This is a genomic window from Sphingomonas folli, from assembly GCF_019429525.1.
In the GTDB taxonomy this organism is placed as follows: Bacteria; Pseudomonadota; Alphaproteobacteria; order Sphingomonadales; family Sphingomonadaceae; genus Sphingomonas; species Sphingomonas folii.
In genome coordinates, this window is record NZ_JAHXZL010000004.1 from 127,068 (window position 1) to 148,225 (window position 21,158).

Sequence of the window (21,158 nt, forward strand, 5' to 3'; positions counted from 1 at the left end):
TGCTGCCGTAGCTCAGTGGTAGAGCGCATCCTTGGTAAGGCTGAGGTCGTGAGTTCAATCCTCACCGGCAGCACCATTCTCCCCGATCCCCCGGCCGTGCGCGGCTGATCCCGTCAGCCGCTCGGCGAGAAAGTCGACGAACACGCGCACCCGCGCCGGCAGATGCGCGCCGCCGACGAAGACGGCGTGGATCAACTCGACGTCGCCGGGATTATAGTCCTCCAGCAGCGGCACCAGCCGCCCCTCGGCGATCTCGCCCGCGACGCTGAAACGCCCGACGCGAGTCACCCCGACCCCGGCCGCCGCCAGCTGGCCCAGCGTCTCGCCGTTGTTGGCGACGATGCCGCCCTCCACGCACAGGTTGAAATCGTGGCCGTCGCGGCGGAACGGCCAGGTCGGCTCGGCGCGGCGGAAGCTGAAGTTGAGGCAATTGTGCGCGTGCAGGTCCTCCGGCACCCGCGGCGTGCCGTGCCGCGAGAGATAGGCGGCCGAGGCGACGATGACGCGCCCGCTCTGGCCGAGCTTGCGCGCGGTCAGCGCGCTGTCGACCAACGGGCCGAAGCGGATCGCGACGTCCGCCTGCCCCGCGGCGACATCGACCAGCGTGTCGGTCAGCGCGATGTCGACCAGGATGTGCGGGTAGGCGTGCGCGAAGTCGCCGAGCAGCGGGACGACGTACAGCCGCCCGTGCGCCAGGGCGGCGGAGACGCGCAGCCGCCCGCGCGGGCTGCCCTGGTCGGCGATCTGCTGCTCGGCGTCGTCGAGGTCGGCGAGGATGCGCCGCGCCGCGAGCAGATAGGCCTGCCCCTCCGCGGTGAGCGTCAGTGCGCGCGTCGAGCGCAGCAGCAGCCGCACGCCGAGCCGCGCCTCGATCCGGTCGATCGCCCGCGCCACCGCCGACGGCGTCAGATCCAGCACCCGCGCCGCGGCGGAGAAACTGCCCGCCTCCACCACGGCGGCGAACAAAGCGAGCGCGCGCGCCCGGTCGCTGCCACCCGTCAGCTTTGCGTCCATCGCACAGATCCTTCGCATCCTGCGGCGGTTCTCCTCCGCCGCATCCTTCGCCACCTAGCCACCTCGGATCGGATAGCAAAAGGTGGATGATGGACTATCGGCAATTGGGCGCGTCGGGGCTGCGGGTCCCCGCGCTGTCGTTCGGCACGGGCACGTTCGGCGGCAAGGGGCCGCTGTTCGGCGCCTGGGGGCAGAGCGACGCGGCGGACGCGCGCCGCCTGCTCGACATCTGCCTCGACGCGGGCGTCACGCTGTTCGACACCGCCGACGTCTATTCGGAGGGCGCCTCCGAGGAGGTGCTCGGCGCCGCCATCAAGGGCCGCCGCGACGCGGTGCTGCTGTCGACCAAGACCGGCCTGCCGCTGGGCGACGGCCCGCAGGACTGGGGCGCGTCGCGGTCGCGGCTGATCACCGCCGTGGAGGCGTCGCTACGCCGGCTGGGCACCGATCGCATCGACCTGCTCCAGCTCCACGCCCATGACTCGCACACCCCGACCGAGGAGGTGATGCAGACGCTCGACCGGCTGATCGCGGCCGGCAAGGTTCGCTATGCCGGCGTCTCCAACTATCCCGGCTGGCAGCTGATGAAGGCGCAGGCGCTCGCCGACCGCCACGGCTGGCCGCGCCTCGTCGCGCACCAGGTCTATTACTCGCTGATCGGCCGCGCCTATGAGTGGGAGCTGATGCCGCTCGCGCAGGATCAGGGCGTCGGCGCGCTGGTGTGGAGCCCGCTCGGCTGGGGCCGTCTGACCGGAAGGATCGGCCGCGACCGCCCGGTCCCCGCGGGCAGCCGCCTGCACGACACGGCGCGATACGCGCCGCCGGTGGAGGACGACCACCTCTATCGCGTCGTCGACGCACTCGAGGGGGTCGCGGCCGAGACGGGCCGCACCGTGCCGCAGGTCGCGATCAACTGGCTGTTGCGGCGGCCGACCGTCGCCTCGGTGATCGTCGGCGCCCGCGACGAGGCGCAGCTGCGCGACAATCTCGGCGCGGTCGGCTGGGCGCTCAGCCCCGAGCAGATCGCGACGCTCGACTCGGCCAGCGAGCAGCTCCCGCCCTATCCCCACACGCCCTACCGCCAGCAGGAGGGCTTCGCCCGCCTCGCGCCGCGGCTCGTCTGAGCGGAGGCCCGCCATGAAGCTCAACCCCGGCCTGTTGGCCCTCGCGATCGGCGCCTTCGGCATCGGCGTCACCGAGTTCGCGCCGATGGGCATGCTGCCGGTGATCGCCGCCGACCTGCACGTCTCGATCCCCTCGGCGGGGCTGCTGGTCAGCGCCTATGCGCTCGGCGTGCTGCTCGGCGCGCCGCTGATGACGCTCACCACCGCCCGGTTCGACAGGCGCACCCTGCTGATCGCGCTGATGGCGATCTTCACGCTCGGCAACGCGATGTCCGCGCTCGCCGATGGCTACGCGCTGCTGATGGCGGCGCGCGTGGTCACCGCGTTCAACCACGGCGCCTTCTTCGGCGTCGGCGCGGTGGTCGCGGCGGGGCTGGTGCCGCCGGAGCGGCGCGCCGGGGCGGTCGCGGCGATGTTCACCGGACTGACCGTCGCGACGATCGGCGGCGTGCCGCTCGCCACCTGGGCGGGCGAGACGATCGGCTGGCGCCCCGCCTTCGCCGGCATCGCCGCGATCGGCGCGGTCGCGATGGTGGCGCTGCGCCTCGCCTTGCCGCCGCTGCCCGCGCCGGCGGGGGCGGACCTCGCCGCCGAGCTGCGCGTGCTCAGCCGCCCGCGCGTGCTGCTCGCGCTGGCACTGACCACCCTCGGCTTCGGCGGCGTGTTCACCGTCTTCACCTATATCGTGCCGATCCTGCGCGACGTCTCCCACGCCTCGACCGCGATGGTCACCGTGTCGCTGATGCTGTTCGGCGTCGGCGCGACGATCGGCAACACCGTCGGCGGCCGTCTCGCGGACCGGTCGGTGACGCGCGCGCTCGCCACCATGCTCGGCCTGCTGACGCTGGTGATGCTCGCCTTCGCCTGGCTGATGCAGTGGCCGCTCGGCGCCGCCGCGGCGATCCTGATCTGGGGCGTTGCCAGTTTCGCGACCGTGCCGCCGCTGCAGATGCAGGTGATGGCGGCGGCGGCCGAGGCGCCCAACCTCGCCTCGGCGATGAACATCGGCGCGTTCAACCTCGGCAATGCGATCGGCGCGGCGCTCGGCGGCGGGGTGATCGCCGCCGGGTTCAACCTGCCCATGGTGGCGCTCGCCGGTGCGGCGATGGCGGCGGCGGCGCTCGCGCTGCTGCTGGTCGCGACGCGTCAGCGACGTGGTGTCGCCTGCGCGGCGTGACGCGCGGCGACGCACGCGGGCTTGCCGGGATCGCGCACGATAGCGATCGAGGCGACCGGCCCCGTCGTGCGCCGCATCTTACCGCCCGCCCGCGCGCGCGCTAGTCTGCCACCGGGCGCGCGAGGCGCCCGCGGGAGCCAGCACGATGCCGACCGGACCCGATCGCGCACCGCTCGAGTGCGACCTGGTGATGAAGGGCGGGATCACCAGCGGCGTCATCTACCCCGGCGCCATCGCGGCGATCGCGGCGACCTATCGGCTGCGCGCGATCGGCGGCACCTCGGCGGGGGCGATCGGCGCGGCCGCCGCCGCGGCGATGGAGTTCGGCCGCCGCTCGGGGCGTAACCCGGCGGCGCGCGAGCGGCTGGCGCAGCTCGCGCTCGATCTCGGCGAGGAGCACGGCGGCGCGCCGCTGCTCCAGCATCTGTTCGAGCCCGACGCGGCGACCGCACCGCTGTTCCGCCTGCTGCGCCGGCTCCAGGCGGCGGCGGGGGAGCGGGGCATGGCGGGCGTCGTCCGGGTCCTCGCGCTCCCGGCGCTCTGCTGGGCGGCGCTGGCGGTCGGGCTGGTCGCGGCGACGCTGCTGTGGCTGGAGCCGACCCGCGGCGCCGCGCTCGCGGTCGCGCTGCTGCTGCTGATCCTCGTCGGCGTGCCCGCGCTGACGCTGCTGCTGGCGGGGCTGTCCTGGTGGCCGCTGCTGCGCGGCGGGCTGCGCGCGGTCGCCGCCAACGGCTATGGCTTCTGCTCGGGTAAGGCGCAGGCGAGCGCGGGTGGCACGGCGCTGCCGTCGCTCACCGGGTGGCTCCACGAGCGGTTCCAGGAGCTCGCCGGCCTGCCGCCTGAGGAACCGCTCACCTTCGCCGATCTCTGGACGGCGTCGCGTCGGAGCCCGGACAGGAGCCGCGACCAGGCGCTGGACGCGGCGCTGCTCGCCGCGCGCGACCCGCGTCGGCCGCCACCCACGGTCGCGACGATCGGCCGCGACATCGAGCTGGTGCTGGTCGCGTCGGACATCAACCGCGCCCAGTCGGTGCAGCTGCCCTTCCTGCGCGGCGAGGACCTGCTCTACGTGCGCCGCAGCGACCTGGCGGCCTTGTTCCCCGACGACATCGTGACATGGATGGACGCGTGGCAGCGCGACCCGACCGACCCGCGCGACGATCTCGGCGGGGTCGAGCTGCACGGCATCGACCAGGGCGACTTCCTGCGCCTGCCCCGGCCCGAGTACCTGCCGGTGCTCGTCGGCGTGCGCATGTCGCTGAGCTTCCCCTTCCTGTTCAGCGCGGTGCGGCTCTACGTGCTGCGCGAGCGTGCCGCGGCGGTGGGCGGCGGGCGCGAGTTGGCGGAGCTGTGGATCACCGACGGCGGGATCACCTCCAACTTCCCGCTCCACCTGTTCGACGCGCCGATCCCGACGCGGCCGACCTTCTGCCTCAACCTGCTCTACCACGACGACGAGCTGCAGCCCGAGCGCGGGAGCGGCGCCGCGCCCCCGGATCCCGGCCTCGCTCCCGCCGGTGCGACGCCCGAGCAGATGGTCTATATGCTGCGCACCAATTACGGCCGGCTGGCGAGCTACACCCGCTTCACCGCCGGCGCGCCCGCGGGTCAGTTGCTGCGCTTCGCCGGGCGGATCGTCACCACCGCGCGGCAATGGAACGACAATCAGCTGATCGACGTGCCGGGCTATCGCGACCGGATCGTCCACGTTCGCATGCGCGCGCACGAGGGCGGCTTCAACCTCGCGATGAACAGGACGACGATCGCCGACCTGCAGGCGCGTGGCGAGTACGCCGGCCGCATGATCGCTGCCCGCTTCGTCCCCGACACCCTGCTCGACCCACTCCACCCGGGTACGAGGCTGCGACTCAACTGGGCGAACCACCGCTTCGCGCGCTACCGCGCCTTCCTCGCAGGCCTGGAAGTGACCGCCGCGCGCTTCGTCGCCGGCTGGGACGACGATCGCGCCCGCGCCGAGCTGCCCGCGGACGAGCCGCTGCATCAATCGCCGAGCATCGAGCGGATGACGGAGGAAGCGGGTACCGCGGCGGAAGACGCGATGCCGACCAAGCCCGGCTATCCCTTCGCCAACGCGTCCCAGCGCGACCTCGCGCTCGACATGGTGGCGGCGATCGACGCGCTCGCCGCACTCGCGCCGGCGCCCGCGCTCGACGGCGTCGACAGCGCCAAGGGCCGCGCCGGCGCGCCCCGTCCCAAACAGTCGCTGCGCCTGCGACCCAGCATTGACACCGACCCGCGCGCCGAGCTGCCATGATCCCGCGCGACGCGCACGCGGGCTTGTGGCAGAGCGACGCGATGGCCCAGCGCGTGCACATCCTCGTCGACGCCGACGCCTGCCCGGTGAAGGAGGAGGTGTATCGCGTCGCCTATCGGCTCGGGATACCCGTCACGATCGTCAGCAACGCGCACCTGCGCGTGCCCGCGCACCCGCTCGTCGAGCGCGTGACGGTGAGCGACATGTTCGACGCCGCCGACGACTGGATCGCCGAGCATGTCGACGCCGGCGCGATCGTGATCACCGCGGACATCCTGCTCGCCGACCGCTGCCTCAAGGGCGGTGCGGCCGCGGTGCTCGGCCCCAACGGACGGCCGTTCACTACTAGCTCGATCGGCAGCGCGGTGGCGGTGCGCGCGATCATGAGCGACCTGCGCGCGGGCGGCGACCGCGTCGGCGGGCCGCCGCCGTTCGCCAGGGAGGATCGCTCGCGCTTTCTCTCCGCGCTCGACGAGGCGGTACAGCGCGCGCGCCGACGGGCAGGCTGACGATCCCGCGACGCGGGCGATTGCGCCGCGGCGCGGGCTGACGCAGTCTCGCGCCGGCGGCGCCTCCCGGGTCGCCCGGCGCCGCACCTCGGGGCCGATCGTCCAGCGGATGTCCCAGCCTCATGCCGATCCGTCCCGCGCGCCTCGCCCTCCTGGTCGCCGCCGCGACCCTCGCCGCGCCGGCGCTCGCCGCGCCGCGCCTCGACGGCGCGATCGGCGAGCATGCCGTGCTCCAGCGCGACCGGCCGATCGAGCTGCGCGGCACTGCCGGCCCCGGTGAGACGGTGATGATCAGCCTCGCCGGCCACAGCGCGAGCGCCATCGCGGCGCGCGATGGCCGGTTCGCGGCGCGCCTCCCCGCCCTGCCCGCCGGCGGCCCCTATGAGCTGACCGTCGCGGCGCCCAGTGGCGCGCTGCTGCTCGGCGACATCCTGGTGGGCGACGTCTTCCTCTGCTCGGGCCAGAGCAACATGGAGCTGACCGTCGACGACGCGCAGACCGCCTTCGCCGACGCGCATCCGCCGCTCGACCCACAGCTGCGGCTGCTGACGATCGCGAAGAACGCGAGCGCCACCCCGCTCGGCCGGCTCGCGACGCCGCCGCGCTGGCAGGCGGCGGGGCGCGACACGGCCGGCGCCTTCTCGGCCGCCTGCTTCTACATGGTGCAGTCGCTACGGCGGACCGAGAAGGTGCCGATCGGCGCGATCCACGCCAGCTGGGGCGGATCGCGGATCAGCGCGTGGATGAGCGACGCCGCGCTGCGCGCCGGGGGCGAGGGCGACGCGGCCCAGCTGCTGGCGCTCTACGCGCGCGACCCGGCCGCGGCGGTGCGCCGCGCGGTAGGCGCCTGGGAGGCATGGTGGCGCGGCGCCAGCGGCGACGCACCGGGGCGCGAGCCGTGGCAGACCGACTCCGCGCTCGCCTGGCGCGCGGTGCCCGCCTTCACCCATTTCGAGGACTGGGGCGTGCCCGAGCTGGCCGATTACAACGGCATCCTCTGGTACCGCCGCGAGATCGAGCTCACCGCGGCGCAGGCGGCCGGGCCGGCGACGCTGTCGCTCGGCGCGATCGACGACGCGGACGAGACCTGGGTCAACGGCGTCGGCGTGGGCGCGAGCAGCCTGGCGACCCTGCCGCGCGTCTACGCGCTGCCCGCGGGCACGCTGCGCTCCGGGCGCAACGTCATCACGGTCGGCGACGACGACGTCTACGCCTTCGGCGGCATGACCGGCCCGACCGAGCGGCTGCGGCTGACCTTCGCCGACGGCACCAGCGTCCCGCTCGACGGCGGCTGGCGCTACGCGCTCGCCAAGCCGGTCGGCGGCGGGGCGCCGCGCGTGCCATGGGACGACATCAACGGCGCGGGCACGCTCGACAACGCGATGGTGGCGCCGCTCGCGCCGCTGCAGTTCGCGGGCATCGCCTGGTACCAGGGCGAGTCGGACACCGGCCTGCCCGGCTATGACAAGCGCCTCGCCGCGCTGATCGCCGATTGGCGGCAGCGGATGGGCACGCCCGAGACAGGCCTCGCGGTGGTCCAGCTCGCGGCTTATGGGACGCGGGCCAAGGCGCCCGCGGAGAGTGGCTGGGGCATGGTGCGCGACGCGCAACGCCGCGTCGCCGCGGCCGACCCGCACGCCGGCCTGGCGGTGACGCTCGATCTCGGCGACGCGCTAGACATCCACCCGGGCGAGAAACGCGAGGTGGGGCTGCGGCTGGCGCGCGCGATGCGCGCGGCGCGCTACGGCGCGCCGGTCGCCGCGGCGGGTCCGGCGATCGCGGGGGCGAGGCGCGGGGCGGACGGCGGCGCTGTGCTGCGCTTCACCGGCGTGACCGGGGCGCTGAGCGCGCGCGGGGCGGCGCAGGCGATCGGCTTCGAGCTGTGCGGCGCGGCGGCGGGCTCGTGCCGCTTCGCCGCGGGCACGGTCGCGGGCGACACGGTGACGCTGGCGGGGGACGGCCAGCCGGCGCGCCACGTCCGCTACGCCTGGGCGGAGACGCCGGTGGTGAACCTGTTCGACGAGGCGCAGCTGCCGGTGGGGACCTTCGACGTGCCGGTGGAGTGAGCGCTGAGCGAACCGGCCCGGTCAGTCGCGCAACCGGGGGGCTGCAGAGGCTTGATAGCGATCTACCCCCGTCAGGGCCGGCCAGGTCGGAGGTCTGCCGGAGGGGCGTGATCATCGGTGGGTTCACCCGCGCTCACCAGCGTCGGCAACCCTTCGTCGGTGTGCGCGTACCTCCCGCGATGGGTGAGGATCAGCCTCACGTCGATGACGCTTATGGCCGCGTCCCGCTGGTCACAGCCACCCCCGACAAGGTGAACGAATCCACGTCCATCCACCCCTTGCTCACGCCCGGCGCGTAGCAGAACAGGGCGAACTGCTCGCCCTGGAAGGTGCCGGTGCGCCAGGCGAAGCGGAGCGGGACGTCGCCGCCGAGCCCGCGCCACCGTCTCTTGTCCTCGCTATACGCCACCCGGCCGGTGGAGGCCCGGAAGTCCATCTCGGTGCGCAGCCACAGTCGCTCGCCGGCGAGCGGCACGGTCGCGCGCGTCGCGGTGCGGGCGCCCTCGACCCGGTCCTCGGTCACCTCCATCGCGAGCGCGAGCCGCCCGTCCGCCCCGCGCGTCGCGGTGAGGTTGGCGCTCACCTGGCCGAGCGTGCCGAAGCCGCAGCGGTCGCCCGGCGCGAGATGCGCCAGGTCGAGCGCCACCTCGCCGCGGCTCGCCGGCCCCTGCCCCTTCTGCGTCAGCGTGTTGCGCGCGTCCCAGAAACGCGCGGCGCGGGTGGGGCGCAGCCGCAGCCAGCCCGGCCGCTCGGTCAGCGACCAGCGGCGGTCGTCGGGATTGTGGTTCCACTGCCATTGTAGGCCCAGCGTCGAGCGGTCGAACGTGTCGGACGAGGGCGGCTCGGTGAAGGCGCCGCCCGCGATCGGCTTGCGCGCGCGCGCCGGCACGCGGTTCGGCGCCGCGGGCGTGCCCCACACCGGCCAGTCGTCCTGCCAATAGACCGGGCTGACATTGGTCATCCGTCCGATCGCGCCGCTGTCCTCCATCACGAAGCCGAACCAGCCGCCGCCGGGCAGGTCGACCAGCGCGCCCTGATGGCCCCCGCTGCGGTCGTCGATCTGGTCGCGCGTCTCCCACGGGCCGAACAGCCCGCGCGCGCGCGACACGCTCAGCGCCAGCCGCGGCGGCAGCGCGTTGAACAGATAGTAATAGTCGCCGCGCCGGATCAGCTTCGACCCTTCGGCCCCCTTGATATAGTGGATCTCGCGCGCGTCGGTGACCTTGGACAGCGCGCGGTCGAGCGTCAGCAGCGTGATCGTGCCGTCGGCGGTGGTCGCGGTGGCCAGATAGGCGCGGCCGTCGGGCTCGATGAACAGGCCCGGGTCGAACGCCTCGCGGTCCAGCTCGTGGTAGCGCCACGGGCCGCGGATGTTCTTGGCATAATAGATCCGCGTCTTCTGCCCCACCGGGGTGATCGCGAGATAGAAGGTGCCGCGGTGATGGCGGAGGCTCGCCGCGTACAGCCCCTTGCGATAGGCGTTGCCGCCGACCAGGTCGTAGCGCTGGTCGCCGTCGAGCCGCGCCGCGACATGGGTCACGATCGTCCAGTTGATCAGGTCGCGGCTGTGCAGGATCGTGATGCCGGGCACGTTCACGAAGGTGGTCGACACGAGATAATAGTCCTGCCCCACGCGGATCACGTCGGGGTCGGGATAATCGGCGTAGAGCACGGGATTGCGATAGCTGCCGTCGCCCTGGTCCGAGCGCCACACCTGCGCCCCGGCCGCGCTCGAGACCGCGAGCAGCAGCGCCGCCAGTGCCCGGCGCCTCACGGGAACACCAGCGCGCGCGAGAAGAAGGGGATCACCTGTTCCTGCACGCGCGTCGCCACGCCGCTGACATGGTCGCCGGGATAGACCGCGAACGCGTGCCTGATGCCGTAGCGGTCGAGCGCGGCGTGAAGCGCCTGCGCGTCCTCCTTCAGCCCGTCACGGTCGCCGACGTCGAGCCCGATCGCGCGATAGCGGCGCAGGTTGCCGACATATTGGTCGAGCATCGCCAGCGGCGCGTTGGCTGCCCAGCGCGCCACCACCCCGGGCCGGGGCTGGCCGCCCTCGGTCGGCAGGTCGAGGAAGAGCGGCGGCCGGGCCGGGTTGGGCGACCAGGCTGCGGCGGCGGCGAGCTGCGCGCGCTGGTTCCAGCTCAGCGTCGCCGAGTCGGCGGGCGAGCGCAGCGCGGCCACCGCTTTCTCGTCCGCGGCGGCGTCGCGCCCGGGCGTGCGGGCCGCGAGGCAGCATGGGCTCATCATGTAGAGCGCGCCGAACACCTCGGGATGCTTAATCCCGATCCGCGCGGTGCCGTAGCCTCCCATCGAGTGGCCGGCCAGTCCGCGGCTCGCGCGGTCGGCCACGGTGCGATAGTGCGAGTCGACATAGGCGACGAGGTCGCGCGCGACGAACGTCTCATAGTCGCCCGTCGTCACCGAGCTGGAATACATCGAGCCGTTATGCGCGGTCTTGCTGTCGGGCAGCACCACGATCATCTCGCGCGCGCCCTGCGCGAAGGCGCCCTCGATCGTCTGCGGCACGTGGATCTCGCGGGTCCATTGCTCCGCGCCGATCGAGTAGCCGTGCAGCGCGTAGACCACCGGATAGCGCCGGCGTGGGCTGGCGCCGTAGCTCGGCGGGAGGACGACCAGGACGGTGCGGTCGGCGCTGTCGCCCTCCAGGCTGCCCTCCAGCGCGCGGCCATGGACGGTGATCCGCTCCACCGTCGCCGCCTTCGCGCCGGCGACGGGCGGCGGCGCCGGTGTGGCGACCTGCGCCGAGATCGGAGATGCCACCAGCGCCGTCAGCGCCGCGCCAGTCGCCCCGAGTGATCGCCCGATCCTCATCCATCCGCTCCTGTTACCGCTATCGGGTCAACCCGCGCTTCTTCTCGATCTCGGACAGTAAGTAGCTGGAACAGCGATCGTCAATCGGCCGAGCTGATCCACGGCATATGGCCCTCGCGGTTGTTAGCGCTATACACAACTGAACGACTGCCGCCGACAGGCGCGGCGCATGGGGGATGAGGATGAGCAAGGCGCAGGTCCGTATCGGCCTAACGATCGTCGCGACGCTGCTGGCGAGCGCGGCACCGGCGCAGCAGCGGCGTGCGGCGCCGACGGGGGGCGAACTGGCACTCAACGCCAGCGGCTATTACGAGGCGCCCGGCGCCGACGTGCTCGTCTTCTCCAACTGGTACGACGGGCTGTTCGCCGACTCCAAGATCAGCGGCGTCGAGATCATCCAGCAGGACGAGCGGATCGCCACCAACGGCGACGTCCGCCTCTCCGCGACGCCCGGGCAGTGGGACGCGACCGCACGCTTCGTCGGGCGCGAGGTGGACCAGCGCAGCGGCGCCATCACGGTCACGCTGGAATATCCCGACCAGCACTGGCGCTACCGCGTCCGCTCGGAGAGAGCGGGCGGCGCGGTGAAGATATCGGTGCTGCTCGACGAGCCCGTACCCGCCGCGCTGGCAGGGCGCGCGGGTTTCAACCTGGAATTCCTGCCCGCCGCTTACTTCCACCACGGCTATCTCGCCGACGAGCGCACCGGCACCTTCCCGCTCTATCCCGCCGACGCGATGACTCGCACGCCCGAACGTAACGCCGCGAGCGGCCGCGCCGAGGGACCGGGCGCCGAGCCGCAGCCGATCGCCGCGGCGCGCCGCTTCGTGCTCGCGCCCGAGGACGCGGCGCGGCGCGTGACGATCGAGTCGAGCGAGCCCGTGCAACTCTACGACGGCCGCAATCAGGCGCAGAACGGCTGGTTCGTGCTGCGCTCGATGCTGCCGACGGGGAGAACCGGGGCGGCGCTGGAATGGACGATCCGTCCCACCAGCGTACCCGGGTGGCGCCGCGCGCCGGTGATCGCGCACTCGCAGCTCGGCTACACCCCGGGCGGGCGCAAGGTGGCGACGATCGAGCTCGACCGTGCCGACACGCGCGCGCTCGCGCCGCGGCTGCTGCGCGTCGGCGCCGACGGCGCGATGACGCCCGTGACGATCCCGGCGGCGGAGCGCTGGGGCCACTATCTCCGCTACGCCTACCTGCGGCTCGACTTCACCGCGGTGCGCCAGCCCGGCCTCTACGTGCTCGAGTACGGCGGCACGCGGACCGCCCCGTTCCGTATCGCCGACGACGTCTACGCCGGCGCGTGGCATCCCACGCTCGACGTCTACTTCCCGGTCGCGATGGACCATATGTACGTCAACGAGGGCTATCGCGTGTGGCACGGCGAGGCGCATCGCGACGACGCGCGCCAGGCGCCCGTCGACCACGAGCATATCGACCTCTACGCGCAGGGCCCGACCACCGACACGCCGTACAAGCCGGGCGAGCATATCCCCGGCCTCAACACCGGGGGCTGGTTCGACGCGGGCGACTTCGACATCCGCACCCAGTCGCAATATCAGGTGATCCGCTCGATGGTGGACAGCTGGGAGCGCTGGCGCCCGACCCGCGACACCACCGCGGTGGACGAGACGCGCCGCCGCACCGAGCTGCACGTGCCCGACGGCACGCCCGACCTGCTCCAGCAGATCGCGCACGGCACGCGCCAGCTGGTCGCGCAGTTCGACGCGGTCGGCCACGCGATCCATGGCATCGTCGAGCCCGACGTCGCGCAATATACGCACCTCGGCGACGCCTCGACCAAGACCGACGGGCTGATCTACGACCCCTCGCTCCCGCTGGGGGAGGAGAAGGATGGCCGCAGCGGCATGCCCGACGACCGCTGGGCCTTCACCACCAAGACGTCGGCGCTCAACTACGGCGCGATCGCGGGCCTGGCCGCGGCGTCGCGCGCGCTGCAGACGTCGGACCCCATGTTGGCCAAACGCGCGCTCGCGCTCGCCACCTCGACCTGGGCGGAGGAGCAGTCGCACGCGCCCGATCTCTACCAGCACGGCAACACCACTGGCGGTCCGCTCGCGATGGAGCGCTTCTCCGCCGCGGTCGAGCTGCTGCGCGCCACGCGTGACCCGCGCTACGTCACTGCGGTGCAGACGCTGTACCCCGAGATAGAGAGCAGGTTCGCCCCCAGCCTGCGCGACGCGGTCGCGGCGATCCCCTTCATGCCCGCTTCCTATCGCGCGCGGATGATCCCGGCGGTGCGTGCCTACGCGACGGAGTCGGACAAGGCCGCGACCGCGAACCCGTTCGGCGTGCCGATCACCACGGGCGGCTGGGCCGGCAGCGGCACGGTGATGGGCTATGCGCTCAACGCCTACGCGCTGCACAAGGCCTTTCCCGAGATCGTCCCCGCCGACGCGGTCTTCCGCGGCGCCGAGTTCCTGCTCGGCCACCATCCCGGCTCGGACCGCTCGTTCGTCTCGGGCGTGGGGACGCTGTCGAAGGAGGTCGCCTATGGCAACAACCGCGCCGACTTCTCCTTCATCGCCGGCGGCGTCGTGCCCGGCGTGCTGGTGATCAAGCCCGACTTCCCCGAGAACCACGAGGACTGGCCGTTCTTCTGGGGCGAGAACGAGTATGTCATCCCCGAGGGTGCGATGTGGATCGAGCTGGCGCAGGCGGTCGACGAGCTCGCGCGCGAGCGGCGGTGAGCCGCCGCTACACCGCCGTCCCGCTGGCCGCGGCCGCGGGCGCGGACGCGCGCCGCCGCGCTCCCGCCAGCGCCGCGGTGGCGAGCAGCGGCACCAGCCAGATCACGCGGCTCTGGTAGCGGTCGTGCGGCTTGGAGAAGGCGCCGCAGACCGCGGCGTTGAGCAGGATCCCCGCTAGCACGATCGCGACATAGCCGCGCGCGGCCGCCGGCATCGCGTCGCGCCGCGCGGCGCCGAGCGCGAGCAGCGCGGCCAGCGCGAGCAGCGTCACCGGCGCGGCGAGCAGGTTGTAATAGCCGCTGGGAAAATCACCCTCAGCGGCGCGGGTCGTATCGAACTGGGCGCGGACTGCCGGGGGCAGTTTGGCGCGGTTGATGCCGCCCTGCCGCGCGTCGGCGATGTCGTCGACCTGCCAGCGCAGCAATTGCCCGCCGATGTTGCGCAGCGAGGTGCCGACTACCGCGAGCGGGCGGTCGGCCAGCACCGCGAGCACGAACGCGCGCTCCTCGGCGGCGACGCGGCGGCGGTCCTCGGGCGGCATGCCCATGAAACTGCCGCGCCCGCTCGCCCACAGGAAGGAGTCGCTGTCCTCCGGGATGGAGTCGCGATACTGGCAGAGCGTCAGCGTCGCGCCGTTGGCGCAGGCCCGATCGAGATAGTCGCGCCCCGGTCCGTCGGCGATCAGTCGCGCCGCGACGAAGGGCGGCCGCACCGGTGAATAGCCGGTCATCTTGCGCACCGCCGCGCCGAACGCCGCCTCGCCGCCCGCGCCGACCAGCAGCGCCAACGCGATCGGGACGAGGCACAGAGCCGTGCGCGTCCCCAGCCGCCACAGCAGCAGCACGCCGACCAACAGGCCGATCACCAGCAGGTTACCGCTGTGGAAGAGCGCGGCGGCGGCGAGCAGCAGCAGCCAGAAGGCGCGCTCACCGCGCCCCATCGCGCGCCAGTGGAGCGCGATCTGCGCGGTCGCGAGGATCGCCAGCGGCGCGAAGATGTCGGGCATCAGCAGCGCCACTTGGAGCCCCACGCTCGTCACCACCGCCACCGCGAGGACCGGCCACAGTCGCTCGGGCGAGTCGAGCCGGCCGGCGACGCGGCGCGCGGCCAACAGCGCCGCGGTCGCGGTCACCAGCGCCTGGACGATCGCGACCCACCAGAAGCTGCCGAGGAAGTCCCCGGCGTAGAGCAGGGCCCCGTAGAAGACCGAACGCCCCGACAGCACGACCGGGAAGCCGCCCGCAGGCGCTGCCGTCGCCCCGGCGCGCTCCTCACCGTCCGCCACGGGGGACGGCGCCGCCACGGCGGTGCTGCTCGCCGCCAGCGCTCGTCTGGCGTCGTCCGACCACGCCGAGCTGTGCCCGGTCGCCGCGACGACCGCGGCGTCGGCGCCGCGGATATAGGTGGTCGTATCGGGGAATTGCAGCACGCCGCGGTTGACCGCCGCGGGCAGCAGCAGCAGCAGCGCGAACAGCGCGATGAGGCCGGCGAGAACGCCCCGACCCTGCATAAGTCCCCCTGGTTGCTCGCCAACCGCTTAGCTCTTCGGGGGTAGCGTGGTCCAGCGACGATCGGCGTCCGTAACGGGACGGGTCAGTGCCGCGCGAAGACGTGCATGCTCTTCGGCACCGCGACGTCGCGCTCGCCCGCGGCGAGCCGGTGCGCCGCCTCGACCGCGCGGCTCAGCGCCGCGGTGGCGAAAGGCTTGCCGACACAGCCGATGATCAGCGGGTGATCCGCCGCGGTCGGGCAGTTGCCGCTGACGTAGAGGCAGGGCACACCCCGGCCCGACAGCTCGCGCGCGACGGTGATGCCGCTGTCGTTCTCCGCCAGCCGGACGTCGCACAAAGCGAGGTCGATCGTCTCGCGCGCGGCGATCGCCAGCGCCTCGCCCGCGCTCTCCGCCACGCCGACGACGACATGGCCGGCCATGGTGAGCGCGTCCTCGACGAGCATGGCGATGATCGCCTCGTCCTCGACGACGAGCAGGCGGAGCGAGCGGGCGTCGGTGTCAGCCTGCATGAGCGAGTGGGAACCTCAGGTGGATGGCGCCGGCCTCGTCGGAGAGGCTGGCGTTGAGCTGGCGCAGCAGCGAGCTGGCGAGCCGGTCGAGCGGCGGCGCCGCCGCGTCCTGCGCGGCGAGCGTGATCCGCGCCTCCAGCGTGGCGGCACGGCGCGCCACCGCGACCCGCGCGCCGGCACGGTCGCGACGGTCGAGCAGCGCGTGGATCAGCAGCGAGAAGGCGACCGCCTGCTCGATCGGGATCATCACCGGCTCCGCCGCCTCGACCCGCCCCTCGCCGCCGGTGGTCAGCTCGACCGCGCCGTGCAGGATCTCGACCGCGTCGACCGCGAGCGAGGCGCCGTCGGCCTGGTACAGCGGGCGGTGCGCCAGCGCGATCAGCTCGAGCCGCTCCGCGACGGTGGTCAGCGCCGGCGGCACCGGCCCGGCACCGCGCAGCTCGTTGCGGACGACGCCGACCGCCATCTGCAGGTTGTTGCGGACGCGGTGGTTGAGCTCGGCGAGCAGGCGGTCGCGCTCGGCGATGTTGCGGCACAGCTCCTCCTCGTGCCGCAGCCGCAGCTTGGCCAGCGCGACATAGTGGCAGAGCGTGTGGAGCAGCTGCAGCTCCTCGGCGGTGAAACCGGTGCTGTCGCGGCGGCCGAAGCCGAGCGTGCCGAGCAACCGCTCGCCGTCGAGCAGCGGGGTGCAGGCGTAGCAATCGAGACCGACCGAGCGGACGAAGGCGAGGTGCGGGTCATCCGAGCCCTGCACACCGCTGGCGTGGATCCGGCGGCGCTCCAGCGCGGCGCAGCCGCACACCGCCTCCCCCAGCCGCAGCTGGGCGCCGTCGCGCGCCTGCTGCGCGGTCAACCCGGCATAGGCCTCGAGCCGCAGCAGCCCCTCGTCGTGGCGGTAGTTGAAGAAGACGTCGAGCCGCAGCTCGGCGCGGATCAGCGCGAACAGCTCGTCGACCATCCGTGCCGGGTCGGTCGCGGCGAGCAGCCGGTCGGCCGCCTCCGCCGCGAGCGCGAGATAGCGGCGCGACAGGTCGGGCGCCGCGCCCGCGTCGGGGCTGGCGTGTGATGATGGGGGTCCGCGCTCAACCTCCGACATGGCGGGCTGGTTAGTGCCCTTCGGCCATTTTTTACAGCGCGAATCCACTTGCCTAGGTGAATCAACCGTCCGGCAGTGACTTAGATCGGCGAGGCGTAGAGCGCGTGGTGGGTCAATATGTACAGGGTGCGCCGGTCGGGGCCGCCGATCAGCAGCTGGAGCGGGCGCTCGGGCACGTCGATCCGCTTGGTCTCGCGTCCGTCGGCGGCGTAGACGAAGACCTGGCCGTTGGCGACGTAGAGGTTGCCGGCCTCGTCGCGCGCGACGCTCTCGCCGCCGCGCTCGGCCACCACCTTGAGGTCGGTCACCTGCCCCGACGTCCCGACCAGCCCGCTGTAGGTGCGGTTCTCCGAGGCATTGGTGAGCGTCACGCGACTACCCGGCGCCGCCCCGACCAGGCCGTAGGAGTCGAGCGTGTCGGACCAGCGCCAGCCGATATGGTCGTCCGGCCCCTGGTTCCAGACGCGGAAGGCGGGCAGCACCAGCGAGCCGTCGGGCGAGACATATTCCTGCGGCTTGGCCTCGCCCAGCTTGCTGGTGAAGAAGGAGGAGATCGGCGGATAGTCGTAGCTCTTCGGGTCGATCCGGTCGGCGAACTCGCCGTTGGCCCAGACGTTGACCGGCAGCAGCGTGGTCGCGCCCGGGTGCGCGCGCGCCGCCGTGGGCGCGATCACGCGGACGTCCTCCGGCCTGGCCGGATCGATGCTGTAGACCGTGCCGTCGCGCCCCGCCGAGGACTGGACGAGCAGGTCGCCCGACCGCGCGATCGCGAGGTTGACCGGGTCGAGCGGCGCCTGCGCCACGATCGACAGCCCCTCCTGGCGCGACCAGCCGTGGATGCGGTGGAAGAAGCGGTCGATGAAGTAGAGCTTGCCGGCCTTGTCCACCGCGCCGCCCGCGATCGAGTAGAAGCCGTCGGCGAGCTTCTCGACCCCCGGCGACACCGGCACCGCCGGCGCGGTCGCCGCACTGGCGGGGGCAGCGGGCACGTCGAGGCGCGCGAACTCGCGCTCGCGCACCTCCTGCTGCCGCGTCATGTCCTTGATCGCGTTCTCGAACGGAAATTTGCTCGCGCGCAGATAGGTGCCGCAGCCCTTGGCATCGCAGCTGGCGAAGCCGCTCTCGGCGTTGACGTGAACGTTGCGGAAGCGGATGTCGCCCGAGTGGTACAGCTTCACCGCGGCGTCCATCGGCTTGATCGTCCGCGTCACGCGATAGCCGTGATAGTTGGCGAACAGGATGTTGCGCGAGTGGTGGATCTCGGTCGAGATCGCGTTGACCCCGTCGCGCACCTCCTGCTCGGTCTGCGGCGCGAGGAACTCCCAGTTCTCGACATGGTCGAGCACGATCTCGGCGCGATAGTGGTGCTCCGCCGACAGCTCGTAGACATGCCCCGGCGTCGTCGTGTCCGAGACGTAGAAGCCCGCCGAGGCCAGGGTGTTGGGTGACCAGATCGCGGCGAAGGTGCCGCCGCCCCCGTCGGTCACCCAGATGCTCGGATGCTGGCCGTCGGGGCGTGCCCGCGGGTCGTTGGGCTTGATCGCGCTGCCCTCGGTGAGGACGGTCCCGCCCCCGCCCTGGATCTTGACGTCGTTGACCATCGAGGCGGCGCCGGCACGCCACAGCAGCGCGGTGGCGCGCGGGTTGACGCTCCCGGTCCACAGCCCCAGGCCGTGGACGATCGCCCGGCCGCCCTTGGCGCTCTCCAGCAGCGCGCGCGCCCCGCCGACGCCGGCGTAATTGGGCGCGTTGTCGGGCAGATAGAGATGAGTCAGGCTGGGGTGCAACGCGATCAGGACGCTGTCGGGGCGCAGCCTGAGCGTGTCGGTGACGCGATAGCGGCCCGTCGGCAGATAGAGCACGCGATGCGTATCGATCGCGCGCTGCAGCGCCGCGGTGTCGTCGGTGGCATCATCGCCCCTCACGCCGAGCGTTCGAACGTTGACCCACTGGCTGACCGGCGGCAGCGCGGCGATCGCGGGCGCGGCCGCCCGCGGCGCGCGGGTGAGCGGCGCGATGTCCGCGCGGGTGGCGGTCTCGCCGATCTCGCCCAAGCCGGCGAGCGCGAGGCCGTGCGAGAAGTCGGTGACCTGGTACAGCTTTCCCTTGCCCGCGATCGTGCGCCCGCTATCGCGGAAGCGCGCGAACACCGGCGTGTCGCTCGCCACCGCATGGTCGAAGCCGATCTGGGTGAAGACGCTGCTCTCCTCCGAGATCACCACCGCCGCCGAGCTGACCTTCTCGAAGCGGACGTCCTTGCCCCACACGGAGTCGGACCAGCCGCGGTCGATGTCGATCCCGATCGGCGTGTCGCGGATGGCGACGTTGACGAGCGTCAGGTCCACCTCATGCTCGCGGATCGCGGCGTCGCGCTGGCCCTCGAACTCGGAGTCGATCAGCGTGAACTGCCACGCCGGCGAGGTCTTCTCGGTGAGGATGCCGTAGCGGCCGCCGTAGAAGCGCAGGTCCTCGAACTCGTTGCCCGCCTGGTAGACGCCCGCCAGCGCCGAGCCGAGGTGGAAGTCGGCGTGACGGACATAGCCGTGCTGCGCGACGCGGAAGCGCACCGCCACCGCGCCCGCATTGCCCTCGCCGACGCGGAAGTCGACGTTGGCGATCGCCGAGTAGAAGGTGCTGGAGGTGGCGTCGAACACCTTGGGGTCGAACGGCACGGTGGTGGGCGGCGGCACCGCGACCGCGCCGACGCGATACTGGTCCTCGCCGGTGAAGGCGAGCATCGCCGCGACGCCGCTACCGAAACCGGGGGTGGAGTCGCCCAGCACGATCTCGGGGCGGGTCTTGCCGATCCCGAAGATCCGCACCGCGGGGCGCACCAGGATCGTGCGCGTGACGCGGTAGCGCCCCGAGGGCAGGAAGACCACGCCGCCGCTGCCGCTCGCCGCGGCGCGGTCGATCGCCTGCTGGATCGCGGCGCTGTCGTCGGCACGGCCGTCGCCGACGCCGCGCACGGTGATCGCGCGCGGGTCGTCGGGTCGGGTCAGGTACACGGAGGTCGACCTGGCCATCGCGGGCATCGCCGTTCCCGCCGCCAGCGCCGCCGCCGCGACGCCCGGCCACCATCTCGCCCTCATCGTCCGTCTCCCGGCTCTCAGCTTCTCGACACGCCGGCGGCACCCCCGCCGCGCGCTAGGCGGCGTGCGCGCCCAATGCCTCGGCGACCACGGCGACCTGGGTGCGGTTGCGCACGTTGAGCTTGCGCATCAGCGCGGTCATGTGCGCCTTCACCGTCGCCTCGGCGATGCCGAGCTCGAAGGCGATCTCCTTGTTGAGCCGTCCCGAGCGGACGCCGCGCAGCACCTTCACCTGGGTGGGGGTGAGGTGAGCCAGCGTGGCCATGTCGCTGGCCGATCGGTCAGGGAATGCGCCCGTCGTCATCCTGCTCCTCCTTCGCCGCGGTCGTCGCCGCGCGCCCTTGTCTTGCTGCCCGCCACGAACCGGTTGGACAGCTTTGCGCGATAAGAGCTCGGATCGCTCCGTTCGGCAAGTGATTCGGCGGCGCCCCGCTCAAATCTGTCAGACAGGCAAGAAGCTCGCCACGGCAGTCGCGCTCGGTTATGCCAGCTGACCGGGCGAGGAGAGGATCGTGAGCGAGGGACGGCTGACCGATCGCGCCTATGCCGCGATCGTGCGCATCATCAACGACGAGGCGCTGGCGGTCGGCGACCGGCTGCCGTCCGAGGCACGGCTCGCGGAGAGCTTCGGCATGTCGCGCGCGATCGTGCGCGAGGCGCTGGCACGGCTGGCGTCGGACGGGATCACCGAGGCGCGGCGCGGCGCCGGCTCCTACGTCAAGCGGCGTCCCTCGGCGCGCCTCGACACGCACATGCCGATGGACACGCTGGCCTCGGCGATGGGCACCTATGAGGTGCGCTTCGTGCTCGAGGCCGAGGCCGCGCGGCTGGCGGCGCAGCGCCGCTCGCCCGCGCAGATGGAGGCGATCGAGCGCGCGCTCGCCGGCCTGCGCGGCGCGTTGCTCTCCAACGATCCCGCGCACGACGAGGACTGGCTGCTCCACCGCGCGATCGTCGAGGCCACCGCCAACGCCTCCTTCCCGCTCGTCTTCGACCAGCTGCGCGACGGGGTGATGCGTGTGCTGCGCGCCGGCGTCGACATCTCGCGCTCGCGCCCGCCCGCGGTGATCGGCGCGATGATGGAGGAGCATGACGCGATCGTCGACGCGATCCGCGCCCAGGACGCCGAGGGCGCCGCGCTGGCGATGCGCTGGCACCTGTCGCAGGGGAGACGCCGGCTGATGCCGTAGGAACTTACGATCCTCCCCGCTGGCGGGGAAGGTCGGCGCTC

Annotated in this window: 15 protein-coding genes and 1 tRNA gene; 8 read left to right on the forward strand and 8 right to left on the reverse strand. The window is 72.7% G+C overall.

What is annotated here, in order from left to right; all coding sequences use genetic code 11:
• Position 1: 1 nt before the first annotated feature.
• Positions 2-76: transfer RNA gene (locus KZ813_RS07645), tRNA-Thr, on the forward strand.
• On the opposite strand, the gene KZ813_RS07650 is transcribed toward KZ813_RS07645, so the two are convergent.
• A complete protein-coding gene (locus KZ813_RS07650; RefSeq protein WP_219754382.1) occupies positions 55-1,014 on the reverse strand; it encodes a LysR substrate-binding domain-containing protein in 960 nt (319 codons plus the stop codon). The two genes, KZ813_RS07645 and KZ813_RS07650, sit on opposite strands and share 22 nt — an antisense overlap.
• Positions 1,015-1,103: 89 nt before the next feature.
• Between KZ813_RS07650 and KZ813_RS07655 the strand changes: the two genes are divergently transcribed.
• From KZ813_RS07655 to KZ813_RS07675, 5 genes are all read left to right on the forward strand, one after another.
• The gene (locus KZ813_RS07655; protein ID WP_219754589.1) at positions 1,104-2,138 is read left to right on the forward strand and encodes an aldo/keto reductase; all 1,035 of its coding nucleotides are present in this window, start codon (positions 1,104-1,106) and stop codon (positions 2,136-2,138) included.
• Between the two features lie 13 nt (positions 2,139-2,151).
• Positions 2,152-3,315, forward strand: coding sequence for an MFS transporter (locus KZ813_RS07660; protein ID WP_219754383.1), 1,164 nt, complete (start codon positions 2,152-2,154; stop codon positions 3,313-3,315).
• A 145-nt stretch (positions 3,316-3,460) separates the two neighbouring features.
• On the forward strand, positions 3,461-5,590 hold the full coding sequence (locus KZ813_RS07665; RefSeq protein WP_219754384.1) for a patatin-like phospholipase domain-containing protein: 2,130 nt from the start codon (positions 3,461-3,463) through the stop codon (positions 5,588-5,590).
• Between the two features lie 53 nt (positions 5,591-5,643).
• On the forward strand, positions 5,644-6,099 hold the full coding sequence (locus tag KZ813_RS07670; protein ID WP_219754590.1) for a YaiI/YqxD family protein: 456 nt from the start codon (positions 5,644-5,646) through the stop codon (positions 6,097-6,099).
• A gap of 122 nt (positions 6,100-6,221) precedes the next feature.
• Positions 6,222-8,165 (forward strand): sialate O-acetylesterase, encoded by a 1,944-nt coding sequence (locus tag KZ813_RS07675; protein WP_219754385.1) that lies wholly within the window; start codon positions 6,222-6,224, stop codon positions 8,163-8,165.
• 211 nt (positions 8,166-8,376) lie between these two features.
• Here KZ813_RS07675 and KZ813_RS07680 read toward each other — a convergent pair whose 3' ends face one another.
• Positions 8,377-9,939, reverse strand: a complete 1,563-nt coding sequence (locus KZ813_RS07680) for a glycoside hydrolase family 43 protein (protein ID WP_219754386.1) — start codon at positions 9,937-9,939, stop codon at positions 8,377-8,379.
• On the reverse strand, positions 9,936-11,000 hold the full coding sequence (locus KZ813_RS07685) for an alpha/beta hydrolase (protein WP_219754387.1): 1,065 nt from the start codon (positions 10,998-11,000) through the stop codon (positions 9,936-9,938). Before KZ813_RS07685 ends, KZ813_RS07680 begins: the two co-directional genes overlap by 4 nt.
• Positions 11,001-11,182: 182 nt before the next feature.
• Between KZ813_RS07685 and KZ813_RS07690 the strand changes: the two genes are divergently transcribed.
• The gene (locus KZ813_RS07690) at positions 11,183-13,717 is read left to right on the forward strand and encodes a glycoside hydrolase family 9 protein (protein WP_219754388.1); all 2,535 of its coding nucleotides are present in this window, start codon (positions 11,183-11,185) and stop codon (positions 13,715-13,717) included.
• A gap of 7 nt (positions 13,718-13,724) precedes the next feature.
• Here the strand turns inward: KZ813_RS07690 and KZ813_RS07695 are convergent, their stop codons facing one another.
• From KZ813_RS07695 to KZ813_RS07715, 5 genes are all read right to left on the reverse strand, one after another.
• Positions 13,725-15,227: a hypothetical protein gene (locus KZ813_RS07695; RefSeq protein ID WP_219754389.1), complete on the reverse strand. Its 1,503-nt coding sequence runs from the start codon at positions 15,225-15,227 to the stop codon at positions 13,725-13,727.
• Between the two features lie 83 nt (positions 15,228-15,310).
• Positions 15,311-15,739 (reverse strand): response regulator, encoded by a 429-nt coding sequence (locus KZ813_RS07700; RefSeq protein ID WP_219754390.1) that lies wholly within the window; start codon positions 15,737-15,739, stop codon positions 15,311-15,313.
• Entirely contained in the window at positions 15,729-16,835 is a 1,107-nt protein-coding gene (locus KZ813_RS07705) for a GAF domain-containing protein (RefSeq protein ID WP_219754391.1), read from the reverse strand. Before KZ813_RS07705 ends, KZ813_RS07700 begins: the two co-directional genes overlap by 11 nt.
• 80 nt (positions 16,836-16,915) lie before the next feature.
• Positions 16,916-19,927, reverse strand: a complete 3,012-nt coding sequence (locus KZ813_RS07710) for a glycosyl hydrolase family 28-related protein (RefSeq protein ID WP_219754392.1) — start codon at positions 19,925-19,927, stop codon at positions 16,916-16,918.
• Between the two features lie 55 nt (positions 19,928-19,982).
• Positions 19,983-20,231: a response regulator transcription factor gene (locus KZ813_RS07715; RefSeq protein ID WP_219754393.1), complete on the reverse strand. Its 249-nt coding sequence runs from the start codon at positions 20,229-20,231 to the stop codon at positions 19,983-19,985.
• 208 nt (positions 20,232-20,439) lie between these two features.
• On the opposite strand from KZ813_RS07715, the gene KZ813_RS07720 reads away from it, so the two are divergent.
• Complete coding sequence (locus KZ813_RS07720; protein ID WP_219754394.1) at positions 20,440-21,117, forward strand: FadR/GntR family transcriptional regulator; 678 nt, start codon at positions 20,440-20,442, stop codon at positions 21,115-21,117.
• Positions 21,118-21,158 lie beyond the last annotated feature (41 nt).

Bases quoted from the DNA above. Each gene is read 5' to 3' on its own strand.
- KZ813_RS07650 (WP_219754382.1), bottom strand. From the start codon at position 1,014: ATGGACGCAAAGCTGACGGGTGGCAGCGACCGGGCGCGCGCGCTCGCT.
- KZ813_RS07655 (WP_219754589.1), top strand. From the start codon at position 1,104: ATGGACTATCGGCAATTGGGCGCGTCGGGGCTGCGGGTCCCCGCGCTG.
- KZ813_RS07660 (WP_219754383.1), top strand. From the start codon at position 2,152: ATGAAGCTCAACCCCGGCCTGTTGGCCCTCGCGATCGGCGCCTTCGGC.
- KZ813_RS07665 (WP_219754384.1), top strand. From the start codon at position 3,461: ATGCCGACCGGACCCGATCGCGCACCGCTCGAGTGCGACCTGGTGATG.
- KZ813_RS07675 (WP_219754385.1), top strand. From the start codon at position 6,222: ATGCCGATCCGTCCCGCGCGCCTCGCCCTCCTGGTCGCCGCCGCGACC.
- KZ813_RS07685 (WP_219754387.1), bottom strand. From the start codon at position 11,000: ATGAGGATCGGGCGATCACTCGGGGCGACTGGCGCGGCGCTGACGGCG.
- KZ813_RS07690 (WP_219754388.1), top strand. From the start codon at position 11,183: ATGAGCAAGGCGCAGGTCCGTATCGGCCTAACGATCGTCGCGACGCTG.
- KZ813_RS07695 (WP_219754389.1), bottom strand. From the start codon at position 15,227: ATGCAGGGTCGGGGCGTTCTCGCCGGCCTCATCGCGCTGTTCGCGCTG.
- KZ813_RS07700 (WP_219754390.1), bottom strand. From the start codon at position 15,739: ATGCAGGCTGACACCGACGCCCGCTCGCTCCGCCTGCTCGTCGTCGAG.
- KZ813_RS07705 (WP_219754391.1), bottom strand. From the start codon at position 16,835: ATGTCGGAGGTTGAGCGCGGACCCCCATCATCACACGCCAGCCCCGAC.
- KZ813_RS07710 (WP_219754392.1), bottom strand. From the start codon at position 19,927: ATGAGGGCGAGATGGTGGCCGGGCGTCGCGGCGGCGGCGCTGGCGGCG.
- KZ813_RS07715 (WP_219754393.1), bottom strand. From the start codon at position 20,231: ATGACGACGGGCGCATTCCCTGACCGATCGGCCAGCGACATGGCCACG.